The sequence below is a fragment of the Delftia sp. PX-1 genome (genome assembly GCF_055797465.1).
The window spans coordinates 3300171-3316483 of the sequence record NZ_CP184763.1; the positions used below are offsets into that span (position 1 = coordinate 3300171).

Sequence of the window (16313 nt, forward strand, 5' to 3'; positions counted from 1 at the left end):
TGCTCTCTTGTATGGCCTTCAGTTGCGCGAGGGGTAGACGCCCTGTACCGCGATGCAGGGGTTAAGCACCAGGGAGGGCTGGCAGTTCTCGTGGGGCAGGTTGCCGCCGGTGGGCGAGACCGAGCCCGGATCCAGGGCCACCAGATTGCCGGGCGGTGCGTAGAAATTCGTGGCCGCCGGTAGCGTTGAAGTGACCATGGCCGTGGCCATGTAGTTGTCTGTGAAGGTGGCCGAGTCGCCGCCGCCCGTGCTGGCTGCCAGCATGTGGGTGTGCCCGGGCAGGTTGGAGACCGTCAGGGTGACGTGTTCGCTGCCTGCGCTTGTACCCAGCGCAACGGGGGGACTGTCGGTGCTGGACCAGTGCATGGAGACCCGGCCACGCAGGTCTGGCAACTTGAAGGTGGTGACGCCATCGCCGCCGTACGTGACGCCCAGCAGGCTGAAGAGGGCCTGGTTCTGGGTGATGCCCAGGGTCTGCCCTGAGCAAGCCATCCAGCCCTTGGGAATCCTGTTCCAGGCGAACAGGCGGATTTCTCCGAGATACGGTGTCGTCATGGGGTGTGTTGCCTTTCTGGGGAGGTCATGGAGGGTGGGGTGCGCGCATGGCCGGCCTGCTGCGGTGCCTGCCATTGCATGTCGAACTGGATGGCATCCGCACTCAAGGTGGAGAAGCCCAGGCGCAGGTAGAGCCGCTGCGCAGCCGGGTTGGTGGCATCGACACTGAGCGTCACCCGGCGGCCCAGCACGGCGGCACTGCCTTGTACCCAGCGCAGCAGCGCCGTGCCATGTCCCTGGCCGCGCGCGGCCAGTGCCAGCACGATGTCCACGATGTGCAGGTCTGCCGCGCTGTCATGCAGTGTCAAGGCGCCAATGGGTGTGTCGCCGGCCTGGACTACGAGGTGGCTGGCGTGGGGAAAACGGCGCTGGTGGCCTGCCTGCTGGAAGCCGTATTGCTGGTCTATCAGTGCCGCCAGCGCGGCCTGCGGCAGCGGCAGCGATTGGAGGTGCGGGCGTGCGCAAAGGAACAGATCCCGCAGCAGGCCCTGGTCCTCGGGTTGCGCGGGCCGTACGCTCAGGCCCCGCGGGCGCAATGCTTCAAGTAGCATGCAGGACCTCCAGGCTATCGAAGGAGCCGGCCCGTCGCAGCAGGTGCGCATAGGGCTCGGCCAGCCGGCTTTCGATGAGATGACGGTCACGGGCGTCGAACGCGGCCGCCTTGCTACAGCCGTCGGGTACGAACCGCTGGTCCAGCGCCTTCGCATGCTGGCGCAGGCGCGCCGCCATGCGGGCAAGGGCGGCGTTGCTGTTGGCGAGTCCGAAGCCGTGGGCGATCCGTTCCAGGGTCTCGGGTCCGAGACGGCCGTAGTCCAGCACGGGCAGGCCATGCCCGTCGTGCAGCTCGCGCATGCGCTGCATCAATGTCTGCAGCACCCGGATGCGGTGGTCCAGCACGGAGACGAACGGCTGTCGGTCCGACTGGAGATCGAAGACCGGGGCCAGCCGCGCCAGCGACGGATCGCCCGACATGTGCCGGCCGCATTGCCGGTGGTGGGAGGCCAGGATCTCGACGGGATCGCGCACCAGCAGCAGGCAGGGGACCTGCGGGTACAGGTCGCGCAGCAGCTCCCATTGCAGGAGGTCCCATGCATTCCACTTGATGACCAGGTCCTGGCGACCGCGTACGGCGGTGCCGATCACGGCCAGCAGGCCGCTGATGGCCTGGCGCTTTTCCTCGGCGCGGAGCGTGGGGTCCAGCAGAAGCTCGGTGAGCACCGGCGGCTCCGACAGCACCATCGTGCTGTCCAGTTCCGACAGGCAGCCCGAGACCAGGGTAGAGCCACAGCGCGAGAGATGGAAGATGAAACCAGCGGGCCGGCGCACCGGGCGTTTCGGTCCCAGGTCTGTGCCCAACCGTGCCAGGGTGGCCAGCGGCGTGCGCGGTCGCAGAAACTGGTTCAGCGGCTGGCGCTGGAGGCAGCGGCCGATGTATTCGTCGTGGAAGGGTTCGGTGGCGGGCCCGTCCGGCAGGCACCACTGGATGCTGCGCGTGCGTGCCTCGTACCTGTGGGGCAGCCAGCCGCCGGCCACCAATGCGGCGGCCGGCACGGCGGCCGCCTGGTTCACCTGCTCCAGCGCCTGCATGAGCTGGGCATCGTTCCAGGCGGGAAGACACCACAGCCGGCGCAACTGGGTGAGCAGCGACTCCACGCTCCTGGCCTGCTGGAGCAAGGCCTGTTGCTGGGGGCTTGCAATCAGTTCTGCAAAGGCTGCCTGCAGCTCATGCATGGGCCTGCCCCTTGCCGATGCGGTCGGCCAGCCAGGCGTTGGCAATGCAGTCGATGACCAGATGGGTGCGGTCCTGCGTGCTCTGGTTCAGCACTTCATGCGTGGCGTCGGCATTGAAGTACCAGAGCTCTCCTGGGGCCATGGGGATCTCCAGGCCTTCCACGATGAATCGCACATCGGGGTGTGTGTAGACGGGCACGTGCAGTCGCGCCTGGCCATGCTCCAGGCTCAAGCCATGGTCGCGATGCGGCTTGATGGATGAGCAGGCCTTCAGCTGCATCAGGCGCACGGAGCGCAGCGGGCATTGCAACTGGTCCAGCACCTCGCGCATCGCCGGGCTGTGCTGCAGCGAGGGCAGATCGTCCCATTCTTCGTCAGGCGCCTCGATGGAGAAGCTCTGAAGAAGGGGGTGGGCCGCCACATGCTGGCGCTGGCAGCGCAGCGGCACCACGCGCCATGCACCTTCGTAGCCGCGGTGGTTCACATGGTCACACCAGTGTGAGGACAGCAGCGCATCGACCTCGTCCCGCAGTCCCTGCAGCCGTACCTCGGCCTCCAGCCGGGCAAACAAGGGTGCGTCGGCGCATGCGTCGGCAGGTGTGCAAGACGGAATGGCCCTGGCATTCATTGCAGTGCCTTGGCCAGCGGCAGGGGTGAGTTCACCAGCGGCACCACGCCACATGCTGCCGGGCCTGGTTCGGCCGCCTGCTCCATCTGCAGCAGCGCCTGTATGCGCGAGACGCAGGCAGCGATGCTGAGCTGGTGCGTGGCCAAGGCCAGGTCCGGAGCCGGGGGGGCCTCGTAAGGAGAGTCGATGCCGGTGAACTGGCGCAGCTCGCCGCGGCGCGCTTTCCTGTACAGGCCCTTGGGGTCGCGCTGCTCGGCGACGGACAGGGGGACATCCACGAAGATCTCGAAGAAGTCGCCCTTGTCGAACAAGGCCCGTGCAGCATCGCGCTCGGCCCGGAAAGGGGAGATGAAGGCGGCGATCACGATGGTTCCCGCATCCACGAACAGCCGTGCGACCTCTGAAACCCTGCGGATGTTCTCTGCACGGTCTTCGTTGGAGAAGCCCAGATCGCGGTTCAGGCCCTGGCGGATGTTGTCGCCATCAAGCACATAGGTGCGTCTGCCGGCGGCATGCAGGCGGGCCTGCAGCGCATTCGCGATTGTCGATTTGCCAGATCCGGAAAGACCGGTGAGCCATATGGCGCATGCCCTGTGTCCATGCAGATTTTCCCTGTCTTGCCTTGTAATGCAAAACGGTTGTGCATGTACGTCGGGCGGTGGGGTATGGCCGGAAAATGGCATGGCTTGGGTGGGAAAGCGGGAAAACGAAAGACGGGTCAATCGGACAGGGCGAATATCTACGAATTGTTAAGAAATTTCAAGAAAAATTACTGACGGCACCATTCGCTACTTCGCAATGCGAACGCATCCGTCTCCCCTGGGAAATACGTGTCGTAGCGTCCTGTCAGGGGAGTGGGGAGTGTCAATAGCCATTGGCGATGGTTGTTGGCTATTTATTTGTCTCAAGAAGGTGTTTTCAATAGCTTTTCCTGAAAACGTTTATCGACTATTCTCGCAAATGAGATTCTTGTTGAAATGATTTTTCATTTTCATTAATACCATTTGCTCCAATGAATATCGCTGAAATGAGAGGAAGCCGCGATCATAGGAGACGCACGGAAAGTGGTATATCACTGGAAATAGGTATTTGTATGGGACGCTCCGTTGCCGGCATCAAGTTCATATCGGCTGCCGAGCGTTCCTGCGCGTGCACGGGCCCGCAGCCCTTTTTCCGTCCGGCGCCGGCAGGTCACGTGTGATGGAGGTTGGAAGCAGGACCGCTGCGTGTATTTCGCCCGAACGGGCTGCAGGCGGCGCAGGCGGCAAATGACGGGTCCCGGCTGCGACCCGAAGCAATGGCAGAGGCCGGCCCTGCCTGCGAGCCGTTGCGCGACAGAGGGCTGGCAGCGCTCCTACCGGCAGGACGCAGGGGGGTATGCCCGCGGCAGCATGAAAAAAGCCCCTGGCTCTTGCGAACCAGGGGCTTCCTGTTTGGTGCCGGAGAAAGGAATCGAACCCTCGACCTTCTCATTACGAATGAGCTGCTCTACCAACTGAGCTACACCGGCGACAGACAAAAATTATAACGGCAAATTCATGCCTCGGAATGGTATTGCGTCACTTTTTCGACTTCGTTCTTCGAGCCGAGGATGACGCTCACACGTTCGTGCAGCTGCGTGGGCTGGATGTCGAGGATGCGCTGCTTGCCGTTGGTGGCGGCGCCGCCGGCCTGTTCGACCAGCCAGGCCATGGGGTTGGCTTCATACATCAGGCGCAGCTTGCCGGGCTTGTTGGGCTCGCGGCGGTCCCAGGGGTACATGAAGATGCCGCCGCGGGTCATGATGCGGTGCACGTCGGCCACCATGGAGGCGATCCAGCGCATGTTGAAGTCCTTGCCGCGCGGGCCTTCCACGCCGGCCAGGCATTCGTCCACGTAGCGCTTGACGGGGGTGTCCCAGTGGCGCATGTTGGACATGTTGATGGCGAATTCCTTGGTGTCCTCTGGGATGCGGATGTTTTCCTGCACCAGCACGAAGGAGCCTTGCTCGCGGTCCAGCGTGAACATGGAGACGCCGTCGCCCACGGTCAGCACCAGGGTGGTCTGCGGGCCGTAGATGCAGTAGCCGGCCGCGACCTGCTGGGTGCCGGGCTGCATGAAGTCTTCCTCGGTCACGCCGGGGTGGCCTTCGGGCTTCTTGAGCACGCTGAAGATGGTGCCGATGGAGACGTTGACGTCGATGTTGGACGAGCCGTCCAGCGGGTCGAACATCAGCAGGTACTCGCCGTGCGGGTAGCGGTTGGGCACCAGGTAGATGCCTTCCATTTCCTCGGAGGCCATGGCCGCCAGGTGGCCGCCCCATTCGTTGGCCTCGATCAGCACCTCGTTGGCGATGATGTCCAGCTTCTTCTGGACTTCGCCCTGCACGTTCTCGCTGCCGGCCGTGCCCAGCACGTCGCCGATGGCGCCCTTGTTGACGGATTGGCTGATGCGCTTGCAGGCGCGTGCCACGACTTCCAGCAGCAGGCGCAGTTGGCCGGGGATGAGGCCGTCCACGCGTTGCTGCTCGACCAGGTAGCGGGTCAGGCTGACGTTTTTCTTCATGGGTTCAACTCCTAAAAATCCGGGAGCAGATGCGGCATGGCGTATGCATCTGCTGATGAACAGCATTTCAGTGATTCCTGGCTTGCAGCATAAAACCGGCGCTGCTCAAGCCAGGGACACCGAGGAAGAGCCGCCTCGCACCGAGGGTGTCGTCCCCCTGCAAGGGGGAAGGCGCGAAGCGACTCAGGGGGTGGCTCGTCAATCCGCGAGGGCGCGGGTGACGACTTCACGCACGTCGTTGCTGAGTTCGGCGCGGGCCGCCACGCGGGCGATGGCTTCACGTGCAGCGGTGCGGTAGGGCTCGGCCAGCTTGCTCCAGCGGTCCAGGGCACGCGCCAGGCGGGCGGCGACCTGGGGGTTGATGGCGTCCAGCTCGATGACGCGCTCGCTCCAGAACACGTAGCCCGCCGCGTCGGCGCGGTGGAAGGCGCCGGGATTGGCGCTGCAGTAGCTGAAGATCAGGCTGCGCGCGCGGTTGGGGTTCTTGATCTGGAAGTCGGGGTGCTTCATCAGCTGCTTGACGGCCGGCAGCACGTTGCCGCCACGGTCGCAGGCGCCGCCCTGCAGCGCGAACCACTTGTCCAGGACCAGTGCATCGTGCTGGAACAGCTTGTGGAAACGTGCCAGGGCCTGGGCGGCCAGCGGGTGGCCGCTTTGCACCAGTGCCGTCAGGGCGCTCATGCGGTCGGTCATGTTGCCTGCGTCCTTGAAGCGCTGCAGCGCCTTGCCGGGCCAGACCGTGTCGCCCGAGGCGCGCGCGGCCAGGCACAGCATGGACAGTGCCATGCCGGACAGGGCGCGGCGGCCGGAGCTGACGGGGTCGGGGCGGTAGGCGCCGGTGTCGCTGTGCTCCTGCCATGCCTGCTGCCAGTCGGCCTGCAGCTCGGTGGCCAGTTGCTGGCGCATGGCTTCGCGCACGGCGTGCACGCGCTGAGGATCGACCACGGCCAGTTGCTCGGCAATGTAGCTTTCGCCGGGCAGGGTCAGCATCAGTTCCTTGAAGGCTGCATCCAGCTGCGGATGGCGCAGCACGCCGCGCATGGCCTCGACGAAGGAGGAGGGCAACAGGGCAGCGGCGATCTGGCCGCTGGCGTCTGCCGTGATGGAGGTGTCGCCAATGGCCTGCAGCGCGATGCGCAGGCCCAGGCGCTGGCCGGCTTCCCAGCGGTTGAAGGCATCGCTGTCATGGGCCAGCAGGGTCAGCAAGGCGGCATCGCTGTCGCTGTGCTGCAGCACCACGGGGGCGCTGAAGCCGCGCAGCAGCGAGGGCACGGGCTCCTGGTCCACGTCGGTGAAGACGAAGCTGTGGCTGGGTTCAGACAGCACCAACAGGCGGCTGTCGCCGGCTGCCTGCGCATCTTCGCCCTGCAGGCGCAGGGTCAGCGCGCGGCCGTCCTGGCCCAGCAGGCCCATCTGCACGGGGATGACGAAGGGCAGCTTCTCTGCCTGGCCGGGCGTGGGCGCGCAGCTTTGGCTCAGGGTCAGCGTGTAGGTGCGGGCGGCCGCGTCATAGCTGCCTTCGGCGCGCAGCTGTGGCGTGCCGGCCTGGCTGTACCAGCGCTTGAACTGGTCCAGGCGCCGGGCCAGCTCGCTGTCGGGGTTGGCGTCGGCCATGGCCTGGGCGAAGTCGTCGCAGGTCACTGCGTGGCCGTCATGGCGCTCGAAATACAGCTTCATGCCCTTGGCGAAGCCTTCGCGGCCCACCAGGTTGTGCTGCATGCGCACGACCTCGGCACCTTTTTCGTAGATGGTGACGGTGTAGAAGTTGTTGATCTCGATGTAGCTGTCGGGCCGCACCGGGTGGGCCATGGGGCCTGCATCCTCGGGGAACTGGGCGGTGCGCAGCACGCGCACGTCCTCGATGCGCTTGACGGCGCGCGCCGAGGGGCTGCCCGCCATGTCCATGCTGAATTCCTGGTCGCGGAAGACGGTCAGGCCTTCCTTGAGCGACAGCTGGAACCAGTCGCGGCAGGTGACGCGGTTGCCGGTCCAGTTGTGGAAGTACTCGTGGCCGACGACGGACTCGATGTTGGCGTAGTCGGTGTCGGTGGCCGTGGACTGGCTGGCCAGGACGTACTTGGTATTGAAGACGTTCAGGCCCTTGTTCTCCATGGCGCCCATGTTGAAGTCGCTGGTGGCGACGATCATGAAGCGGTCCAGGTCCAGGGACAGGCCGAAGCGGGCCTCGTCCCAGGCCACGCTGGCCATGAGGGAGTTCATGGCGTGCTCGGTCTTCTCCAGGTCGCCGGGGCGCACGAAGACCTGCAGCAGGTGGTCGCGGCCTGCGCGGCTCTTGATCTTTTGCTCGCGCGCAACCAGGTTGCCGGCGACCAGGGCGAACAGGTAGCTGGGCTTGCGGTGCGGATCGGCCCACTTGGCGAAGTGGCGGCCGTCTTCCAGCGCGCCTTGCTCGACCAGGTTGCCGTTGGACAGCAGCACCGGGTACGCGGTCTTGTCGGCGCGCAGCGTCACGGTATACATGGCCATCACGTCGGGACGGTCCAGGAAATAGGTGATGCGGCGGAAACCCTCGGCCTCGCACTGGGTGAAGAACGTGCCCTGGCTCACATACAGGCCCATGAGCTTGGTGTTCTTGGCGGGCGCGCAGGTGGTGAAGATTTCCAGATCGACGGGGTCGCCGCCCTCGGGCAGGTTCTCCAGCACGAGCTGGTCGCCGTCCATCTTGAACGAGGTGCCGCCGCCGTTGACCAGCACGCGCGCAAGGTTCAGTTCATCGCCGTCCAGGCGCAGCGGCTGGGCCGGCACCTCGGTGTTGCGGCGCACGCGCATCTTGTTGAGCACGCGGGTCTTGGCCGGATCGAGATCGAAGGTCAGGTCCACGGTGTCGATCCACCAGGCAGGAGCCTGGTAGTCGGCGCGGTGGATGGCGGTGGCAGGGGCCTGCCCGTCACGCAGTTGCAGCATACAGATTCCTTCCTATGCCAATATCAGGGGACAGAGTCCAAGCCCCTGTGCGGCCGGTGCCGCCCAGGGGCTTGAAACTCAGAGGCCTTGCTTGAGCGAGGCTTCGATGAAAGCGTCGAGGTCGCCGTCCAGCACCTTCTGGGTGGCCGAGATTTCGACGTTGGTGCGCAAATCCTTGATGCGGCTGTTGTCCAGCACGTACGAGCGGATCTGGTGGCCCCAGCCCACATCGGTCTTGGTGTCCTCCAGCTTTTGCTGCTCCACCATGCGCTTTTGCATCTCGTGCTCGTAGAGCTTGGAGCGCAGGCGCTGCCATGCGACGTCGCGGTTGCTGTGCTGGCTGCGGCCATCCTGGCATTGCACGACGATGCCGGTCGGGATGTGCGTCAGGCGCACGGCCGAGTCGGTCTTGTTGATGTGCTGGCCGCCGGCGCCCGATGCGCGGTAGGTGTCGGTGCGCACGTCCGAGGGGTTGATCTCGATCTGGATCGAGTCGTCGATCTCGGGATAGACGAACAGCGAGGCAAAGCTGGTGTGGCGGCCGCCCGAACTGTCGAAGGGCGACTTGCGCACCAGGCGGTGCACGCCGGTTTCTGTGCGCAGCAGGCCGTAGGCGTACTCGCCCTCGATGTGGATGGTCGCGCTCTTGATGCCGGCGATGTCGCCCGGCGTCTCTTCCTCGACCGTGGCCTTGAAGCCCTTGCGCTCGGCGTACTTCAGGTACTGGCGCAGCAGCATGCCGGCCCAGTCGCAGGCTTCGGTGCCGCCGGCGCCGGCCTGGATGTCCACGAAGCAGTTCAGCGGATCGGCTTCCTTGCCGAACATGCGGCGGAACTCCAGTTCCTCGATCAGGGGCTGCAGCTTGGCGGTCTCGCCCTCGATGGTGAGCAGGCCGGTCTCATCGCCTTCTTCCTTGCTCATCTCGAACAGCTCGGCGTTGTCGGCCAGCTCGGTGGTGAGCTTTTGCAGCGTCAGCACGACGCCGTCGAGCAGCTTCTTTTCCTTGCCCAGTTCCTGGGCCTTCTTGGGGTCGTTCCAGACGCTGGGATCTTCCAGCGAGGCATTTACCGTGCGCAGTCGTTCGTACTTTGCATCGTAGTCAAAGATACCTCCGTAGATCTGCCGTCCGCTGCGACAGATCTTCGAGGGTGTTGCCGATGAGGTTGATGCGTTCTGCTTCCATGATGTGTTCCGTCTTCTGATGAATGTGTTCTTGGCTGAATCGCCGATTTTCTCATGCTGGGGCACCGTGCCGGGCCAAGCGCCTGTCGCACGGGGCTGCGGGAGGGCCGCAGACTGGCGAGGGCTTTCAAAACAAGGGCTTGCAGCGGTCGATCATGGCAGATTTGAAGGGCTTGGCCATGGCAGGGGCGTGATCCGCCTGCGAGGCGCCCGGAAAAAAGGCCCGGCCAGCAGGAGCTGGTCGGGCCTTGGCCGGTGTGTCCGCCCCCGGGCGGGGCGGGCGAAAACCTGGTTCAGAAGGTTTCCCAATCGTCGTCGGAGGCCGTGCTGGCCGCCTTGGCCTTGGCCCTGGCAGGTGCGGTCACGGCAGGCCGGGCCGGCTGCGCCGGCTGGGCCGGGCGCGCGGCGCCTGCCGGAGCAGGGGGTGCACCGGCCGCACCAGTTGCAGAAGGCAGGGCGGCCGATGCGCGTGCGGGCACAGCGCCTTTGGGAGCGGCAGGCGCCAGATGCGGACGGGGCGCCGCCGGTGTTTGGCGGGGCGCTGCCACGGCGGCGGCGTGGCTGACACCGCGGCTGCTGCCCAGCATGCCGGTGGACGGCGAGAGCTTGAACACGCTCACCACCTCGGCCAGCGCCTTGGCCTGGGCCTGCAGGGCGCCGGTGGCCGCCGCCGATTCCTCGACCAGGGCCGCGTTCTGCTGGGTCATCTGGTCCATCTGCGTGACGGCCTGGTTGACCTGCTCGATACCGGCCGTCTGCTCATGGCTGGCGGCCGAGATCTCGCCCATGATGTCGGTCACGCGGCGCACGCTGGCCACGATCTCCTCCATGGTCTTGCCGGCCGAATCGACCTGGGCGCTGCCTTCCTCGACCTTGCCCACCGAGTCGTCGATGAGCTGCTTGATCTCCTTGGCGGCGGCGGCCGAGCGCTGGGCCAGGGTGCGCACTTCCGAGGCGACGACGGCAAAGCCCCGGCCCTGGTCGCCGGCGCGGGCCGCTTCCACGGCGGCATTCAGCGCCAGGATGTTGGTCTGGAAGGCGATGGAGTCGATGACGCCGATGATGTCCACGATCTTGCGCGAGGCATCGTTGATGGCGGACATGGTCTGCACCACCTGGGCCACGGCCGTTCCGCCGCGCACGGCGACCTGGGACGCGGCGGCGGCCAGCTGGTTGGCCTGCTGGGCGTTGGCGCCGTTTTGCTTGACGGTGGAGGTCAGCTCCTCCATGGAGGCGGCGGTCTGCTCCAGCGAGCTGGCCTGCTCCTCGGTGCGGGCCGACAGGTCCTGGTTGCCCGATGCGATCTGGCCGCTGGCCGTGGCGATGGAGTCCGTGCCCTGGCGCACCTGGCCCACGATGCGTTGCAGGCTTTCGTTCATGTGCTGCAGGGCCAGCAGCAGCTGGCCGGTCTCGTCCTTGCCATGCACCTCGATGCGGCTGCCCAGGTCGCCTGCGGCCACGGCCTGCGCCAGGCTCACGGCCTGCTGCAGGGGGCGCGCCACGCTGCGGGCGATCAGCAGGGCCATGGCCAGGCCGAAGACCACGGCGCCCACCAGCAGGGCGATCACCCACCAGCGCGCAGCCGTGAAGATGTCGTCACCGGCCTGGTTGGCATCTTCGATGCCCTGGGCGTTGAGCTTGATCAGTTCATCGAGCTTGCTGTTGATGGCGCGGCTGGTCTTGACCGAATCGCCGCGCAGCAGCTCGGAGGCCTCGTCGGTGCGCAGGGCGTGGGACAGGTCCACGATCTTTGCCGTGTGCTGCGCGTACTGGCCCAGGTCGTCCTTGATGCCGGCCATCAGCTCGCGCTCGCGAGCCGTATTGGCATAGCGCTCGAAGGCCTGATGGTTCTTCAGCAGCTCGGACCACAGCGCGGGCATGTTCTTGTCGTAGACGGCCATCTCTTCCATGGAGGTGGCCAGCACATGCTGCATGGTCTGCGAGCGGTAGCGCTGCAGCTGGTAGCGCATCTCCAGGAGCACGCGCTCGGCAGGCATCCAGTGGTGGGCCAGGTCGGTGGCGGTCTGGTTGACGCGGTCCAGCTGGACCACGGAGAACAGGCCCAGGCCTGCGGTCAGCAGCAGCAGGGCGATGAAGGAGGCCAGCAGCTTGGGGGCCAGCTTCAGATTGCGGAAAAACATCATGGTGGGGGAGTGCCGTATGGCGAAGAGCGGAAGCGGATGAGCGGCTGGGGCTGGGAGTCGGCGGAAACGGTGGCGATCTGTGGCGATCAGCGGGGCCGACACTCAGCCGCCGCCATGCCGCAGATATCGGTCACTTGCCGGCGAGGCTTAGGGAAAAATAGGTCCAGTCCGAATATTTATTGCGGATTGTTACTTTTGCCGGCCAAGGTCTCCGCGCGCATGGCTTGGTCCGCTCACATGCCCGTTCACATGTCCGCTCACACGTCCGCTCACACGTCCGCTCACACGTCCGTCGCCAGGCCAGCCTGCGCGCTCGATGCCTGCAGCCACCGTTCCAGATCAGCGGCCGGCAGCGGGCGAGAAAACAGATAGCCCTGTGCCACCGGATAGCCCTGTTCGCGCAGGATGGTGTTCTGCGCTGCCGTCTCCACGCCCTCTGCCACCACGGTCAGGTGCAGGCTGCGGCCTATGCCCAGGATGGCGTTGCTCAGCGCCTGCGCGGCCTCGTCGTGCTCCAGGTCGGCGACGAAGCTGCGGTCCAGCTTGAGTTCGCTGACCGGCAGGCGCCGCAGGTAGCTGAGGCTGGAGTAGCCCGTGCCGAAGTCGTCCATGGACAGGCGCACGCCCTGGGAATGCACGGCCTGCAGCGTGCGCATGGTGCCCGGGTTGGTGTCCAGCAGCAGGCTTTCGGTGATCTCCAGCGTGAGGTCCTGCGGCTTGAGCGCGTTGTGCTCCAGCGTGTCGGCAATCATGCGCGGCAGGTCCAGGTTGTGAAAGCTGGTGGGCGAGAGGTTGACCGACATGGCCGGCACGTCGATGCCCCGGCTGCGCCACTCGCCCAGCTGGCGGCAGGCCTCGCGCAGTGCCCAGGTGCCCAGCTCGCCGATCAGGCCGCATTCCTCGGCCAGCGGAATGAAGCGTGCGGGCGAGATCTCGCCGAATTCCGCATGGCTCCAGCGCGCCAGGGCCTCCACGCCGTAGAGGCGCCCGTCCTTCAGGTCGAGCTGGGGCTGGTAGTGCAGGCGCAGGCCGCCGCTGCGCAGGGCGTCGCGCAGCGCCGTCTCCAGCACCAGCCGCTCCTGCGCCAGGCGGTTCATCTCGGGGCTGAAGAAGCTGTAGAGCCCGCGTCCGCCGGATTTGGCCTGGTACATGGCCATGTCGGCGCGGTGCAGCAGGGTCTCCATGTCGCGCCCGTCGGCGGGAAACACGGCAATGCCGCAACTGGCCGTGCTGGCCAGGGATACGTCGTCGATCATGCAGGGCTCGCCAAGTGCCGACTGCAGCCGCTCTATCACCTCGGCCGCCTGCGCACCGCCGCAGTGTGGCAGCACGATGACGAACTCGTCGCCCGACAGCCGTCCGGCAATGTCGCCCGTGCGCAGCTCCGCCTGAATGCGCTGGGCCACGCTGCACAGCAGCCGGTCGCCGGCCGGGTGGCCCAGCGAATCGTTGACCTGCTTGAAACGGTCCAGGTCGATGAAGACCACGGCCAGCTCGTGGCCCTCGTGCGAAGCCACGGACAGCGCCTGCTCGGCCTGGGCCAGCAGCAGGCTGCGGTTGGGCAGGGTGGTCAGCCCGTCGTAGAAGGCCAGCTGCCGGATGCGGCGGCGTGCCTGCTCGCGCTCCAGCGCCAGCGCGCACAGGTCGGTGCAGGCCTCCACCAGCCGCTGGTGGAAGGGATCGGGGCCGGGCCGGTTGAAATGGCGGTAGTAGAAGGCAAAGGTGCCGGCCACGCCGCCCTGCAGCCCGCAGATGGGCGTGGACCAGCAGGCCGTATACCCCAGCGGCAGGATGAGGTGCTTGTAGTCGGCCCACAGCGGGTCGGTGGCGATGTCGCCCACCAGCACGGGCCGGTTGTGAAAGGCCGCCGCGCCGCAGGAGCCGACATTGGGGCCGATGGGCACGCCGTCCAGCGCCGCCGAATAGGAGGCCGGCAGGCTGGGCGCGGCCAGCGGATGCAGGCGGTTCTGGTCATCGACTTCCAGCACCGAGACCGCGATATCGGGCGCAATGCGCTCGACCTCGCGGCACACCAGGTCCAGCACCTCGGTCAGCGGCTGGTCGCGGGCCATGGCCTCCAGGGCGCGCCGCTGCAGCACCTCATGCATCTTGGCTTCGGTAATGTCGGTGATCACCGTCACCGTGGTCTGCAGCCGCCCGTCCGGCCCCATCACGGGATTGGCCTGGGCGCTGACCCAGTAGCGCTCGCCGTCCTTGCCCACCAGGATCTCCTCGCGGTACACGGGCTTGCCCGCGTCCAGCTCGGCACGGTAGGCGGCCGTGAACTCGGGCGAGGCATGGGGCACCAGCAGGGCGATGGGCGCACGGCCCACCACTTCCTCGCTGGTCCAGCCGAACATGCGGCTGAAGCCCGCATTCACATAGCTGATGGTCCAGTTGCCATCGGCGATCACCACGGCAGCATCGGTGGCATCGGCCACCAGGGACAGGCGCCGCATGTGCTCCTGCCGCCGGCGGTCGGCCAGCATGCGGGCCGAGACATCGGTGGCAATGCACAGCACATGGCTGAGGGCGCCGGCCGCATCGAGCACGGGCGCATAGGTGGCCTCCAGCCAGCAGGTGCTTCCGTCGCGGCGCCGGTGCTCTCCCACGCGCGAAACCGTCTCGCCCGCGCCCCAGCGCTGGCGCCACTGACCGTAGGCGGCCGGGTCGGCCTGGGCCTGCGTGCACAGATCGCTGTGAAGCAGACCTTCAGCGCCCGTGGCCGGATAGCCGAGGATGGCCTCGTAGTTGGCATTGGCGCGCATCAGCCGGCCTTCGGGCGTGAATTCCGCCAGCGCCATGGCCTTGTCCAGCGTGCTCCACAGCGCCTGTTGTCCTGCCGTGCCTGCTACCCGCGTTTCGAACATGGTTCGCTCTCCTGATGGATGCTGAGCTGATGATTGATTGTTTCTAAATGATACCGATCCGGCGCAGCAGCTGGATGTCAGCCACTCTGGTCGCACTTGCTCCCACTGTTCGCCTTTGGATGGTCCGCCTGATGGCACTCTTAGGCAAGTGATTCCGCTGGTTACAATGATTTGAGAATGATTCTTGTTTGATGGTGACTCCCGCCTTCAAGCCATCGGGTCCTACCATGCCATCCGCCCCAGCCTCCACCCCCCAGCACCGAGAAGCCGCCTCCCTGTACGCCGCCCACCATGGCTGGCTGCAGGGCTGGCTGCGCCGCAGGTTGGGCAACGGGGCGGATGCGGCCGACCTGGCGCAGGACACCTTTGTGCGCATCCTTGGCGTGCGCGACTTGGACGGTGTGCAGGAGCCGCGTGCCTACCTGACCACGGTGGCCAAGGGCGTGCTCGTCAACTGGTACAAGCGCCAGGCGCTGGAGCGCGCCTACCTCGAAGCCCTGGCCGCCTTGCCCGAGCCCGTGGCGCCGTCGCCCGAGCAACGCGCCCTGGTACTGGAGACCCTGCACGAGATAGACGCCATGCTGGACGCGCTGCCGCCCATCGTGCGGCGCACGTTTTTGCTGTCCCAGCTGGACGGCGTGAAGTACGAGGACATCGCGCAGCAGCTGGAGATCTCGCTCACCAGCGTCAAGCGCTACATGGCCCAGGCGTTTCGCCAATGCCTGGTGGCAATGGCGTGATGGAGACGCCCCTGCAAGCGCGCGTGCTCGACGAGGCCGCCGAATGGCTGATGCGCCTGCACGACAGCGGCGCCACCGACGCCGACCGCGCCGCCTGCGAGCGCTGGCGCCAGGCCGACCCACAGCATGCCCTGGCCTGGGAACGCGCCGAGCGGCTGCTGGGCAAGTTGGGCGGCCTGCCTGCAGCGCTGGCCATGCCGGCGCTGGACCGGCCCCGAAGCCACCGCGCCCAGCGCCGCGCCACCGTGGCCCGGCTGGCCGCGCTGCTGGCCGTGGCGCCTGCAGGCTGGCTGGCCTGGCAAGCCTGGTATGCGGCGGACCAGCGCGGCTGGGGCGCCGACCTGCGCACCGCCACCGGCGAGCGCCGCACCGAGCATCTGGCCGATGGCAGCCGCCTCCTGCTGGACACGGCCAGCGCGGTGGACATCCGGTTTGATGGCGCACTGCGCCTGCTCACCCTGCGCCAGGGCGCGATTTCCATAGAAACGGCGGCCGATACCGCCACGCCGCACCGTCCCTTTGTCGTGGACACCGCCCATGGCCGGCTGCGCGCCCTGGGCACCCGCTTCACCGTGCGGCAAGAGGGGGGCAGGGCGGACGGCGGCCCCGTGCGCCTGGCCGTGACCGAGGGCGCCGTGGAGGTCACGCTGCGCGGCGCCGCCAGCCCGGCGCTGGTCGTTCAAGCCGGTCAGCAAACGGTATTGCGAGCGGGGGAGGTGACCGCGCCCCAGCCCCTGCAGCCCGAGGCCACGGCCTGGACCCACGGCATGCTGATGGCCGACGCCATGCCGCTGGCCGCGTTCTGCGCAGAACTGTCGCGCTACCGGCCCGGCCTGCTGCAGTGCGCGCCCGAGGTGCGCGCGCTGCGCGTGTCCGGCTCCTTTCCGCTGGGCGATACGGACCGGACGCTGACCATGCTGGCCTCCACCTATCCCGTCGACGTGCAGACGCGCATGCGCGGCTACTGGATCACCGTGGTCGCCAGGAACTAGAA

At 66.6% G+C, this 16313-nt stretch carries 12 protein-coding genes and 1 tRNA gene; 2 read left to right on the forward strand and 11 right to left on the reverse strand.

Annotated elements, in window-relative coordinates; genetic code table 11:
- Positions 1 to 18 precede the first annotated feature (18 nt).
- The 11 genes from ACN20X_RS15230 to ACN20X_RS15280 form a co-directional block, all read right to left on the reverse strand.
- Positions 19 to 555 (reverse strand): phage tail protein, encoded by a 537-nt coding sequence (locus ACN20X_RS15230; protein ID WP_473209545.1) that lies wholly within the window; start codon positions 553 to 555, stop codon positions 19 to 21.
- Positions 552 to 1106 carry a GNAT family N-acetyltransferase gene (locus tag ACN20X_RS15235; protein WP_016450616.1) on the reverse strand — a complete coding sequence of 185 codons (555 nt, stop codon included), beginning with the start codon at positions 1104 to 1106 and terminating at the stop codon, positions 552 to 554. Before ACN20X_RS15235 ends, ACN20X_RS15230 begins: the two co-directional genes overlap by 4 nt.
- Entirely contained in the window at positions 1096 to 2286 is a 1191-nt protein-coding gene (locus ACN20X_RS15240; protein WP_016450617.1) for a sulfotransferase family protein, read from the reverse strand. The genes ACN20X_RS15235 and ACN20X_RS15240 overlap by 11 nt, the downstream gene beginning before the upstream one ends.
- A complete protein-coding gene (locus ACN20X_RS15245) occupies positions 2279 to 2914 on the reverse strand; it encodes an aspartyl/asparaginyl beta-hydroxylase domain-containing protein (RefSeq protein WP_016450618.1) in 636 nt (211 codons plus the stop codon). Before ACN20X_RS15245 ends, ACN20X_RS15240 begins: the two co-directional genes overlap by 8 nt.
- Positions 2911 to 3597, reverse strand: a complete 687-nt coding sequence (gene cysC, locus ACN20X_RS15250; RefSeq protein ID WP_016450619.1) for an adenylyl-sulfate kinase — start codon at positions 3595 to 3597, stop codon at positions 2911 to 2913. Before cysC ends, ACN20X_RS15245 begins: the two co-directional genes overlap by 4 nt.
- A 751-nt stretch (positions 3598 to 4348) precedes the next feature.
- Positions 4349 to 4424, reverse strand: a tRNA-Thr gene (locus tag ACN20X_RS15255).
- 26 nt (positions 4425 to 4450) lie between these two features.
- Positions 4451 to 5458: a class 1 fructose-bisphosphatase gene (locus ACN20X_RS15260; protein ID WP_016452944.1), complete on the reverse strand. Its 1008-nt coding sequence runs from the start codon at positions 5456 to 5458 to the stop codon at positions 4451 to 4453.
- Positions 5459 to 5656: 198 nt separating this feature from the next.
- Positions 5657 to 8383: an aminopeptidase N gene (pepN, locus tag ACN20X_RS15265; RefSeq protein WP_016452943.1), complete on the reverse strand. Its 2727-nt coding sequence runs from the start codon at positions 8381 to 8383 to the stop codon at positions 5657 to 5659.
- A gap of 78 nt (positions 8384 to 8461) precedes the next feature.
- Positions 8462 to 9566, reverse strand: a protein-coding gene (prfB, locus tag ACN20X_RS15270; RefSeq protein WP_126312227.1) for a peptide chain release factor 2 whose coding sequence is annotated in 2 segments (ribosomal slippage) — positions 8462 to 9484 and positions 9486 to 9566 — 1104 coding nt in all. Because the reading frame shifts where the segments join, the coding sequence is not laid out codon by codon here.
- Positions 9567 to 9858: 292 nt separating this feature from the next.
- Entirely contained in the window at positions 9859 to 11709 is a 1851-nt protein-coding gene (locus ACN20X_RS15275) for a methyl-accepting chemotaxis protein (protein WP_473209546.1), read from the reverse strand.
- Between the two features lie 281 nt (positions 11710 to 11990).
- Positions 11991 to 14579: a sensor domain-containing protein gene (locus ACN20X_RS15280; RefSeq protein WP_047219769.1), complete on the reverse strand. Its 2589-nt coding sequence runs from the start codon at positions 14577 to 14579 to the stop codon at positions 11991 to 11993.
- 227 nt (positions 14580 to 14806) lie between these two features.
- Here ACN20X_RS15280 and ACN20X_RS15285 point away from each other — a divergent pair, with 227 nt between their 5' ends.
- Positions 14807 to 15319 carry a sigma-70 family RNA polymerase sigma factor gene (locus ACN20X_RS15285; RefSeq protein ID WP_017406812.1) on the forward strand — a complete coding sequence of 171 codons (513 nt, stop codon included), beginning with the start codon at positions 14807 to 14809 and terminating at the stop codon, positions 15317 to 15319.
- Positions 15298 to 16311, forward strand: a complete 1014-nt coding sequence (locus ACN20X_RS15290) for a FecR domain-containing protein (protein ID WP_473209547.1) — start codon at positions 15298 to 15300, stop codon at positions 16309 to 16311. Before ACN20X_RS15285 ends, ACN20X_RS15290 begins: the two co-directional genes overlap by 22 nt.
- The last annotated feature ends 2 nt before the right edge of the window (positions 16312 to 16313 follow it).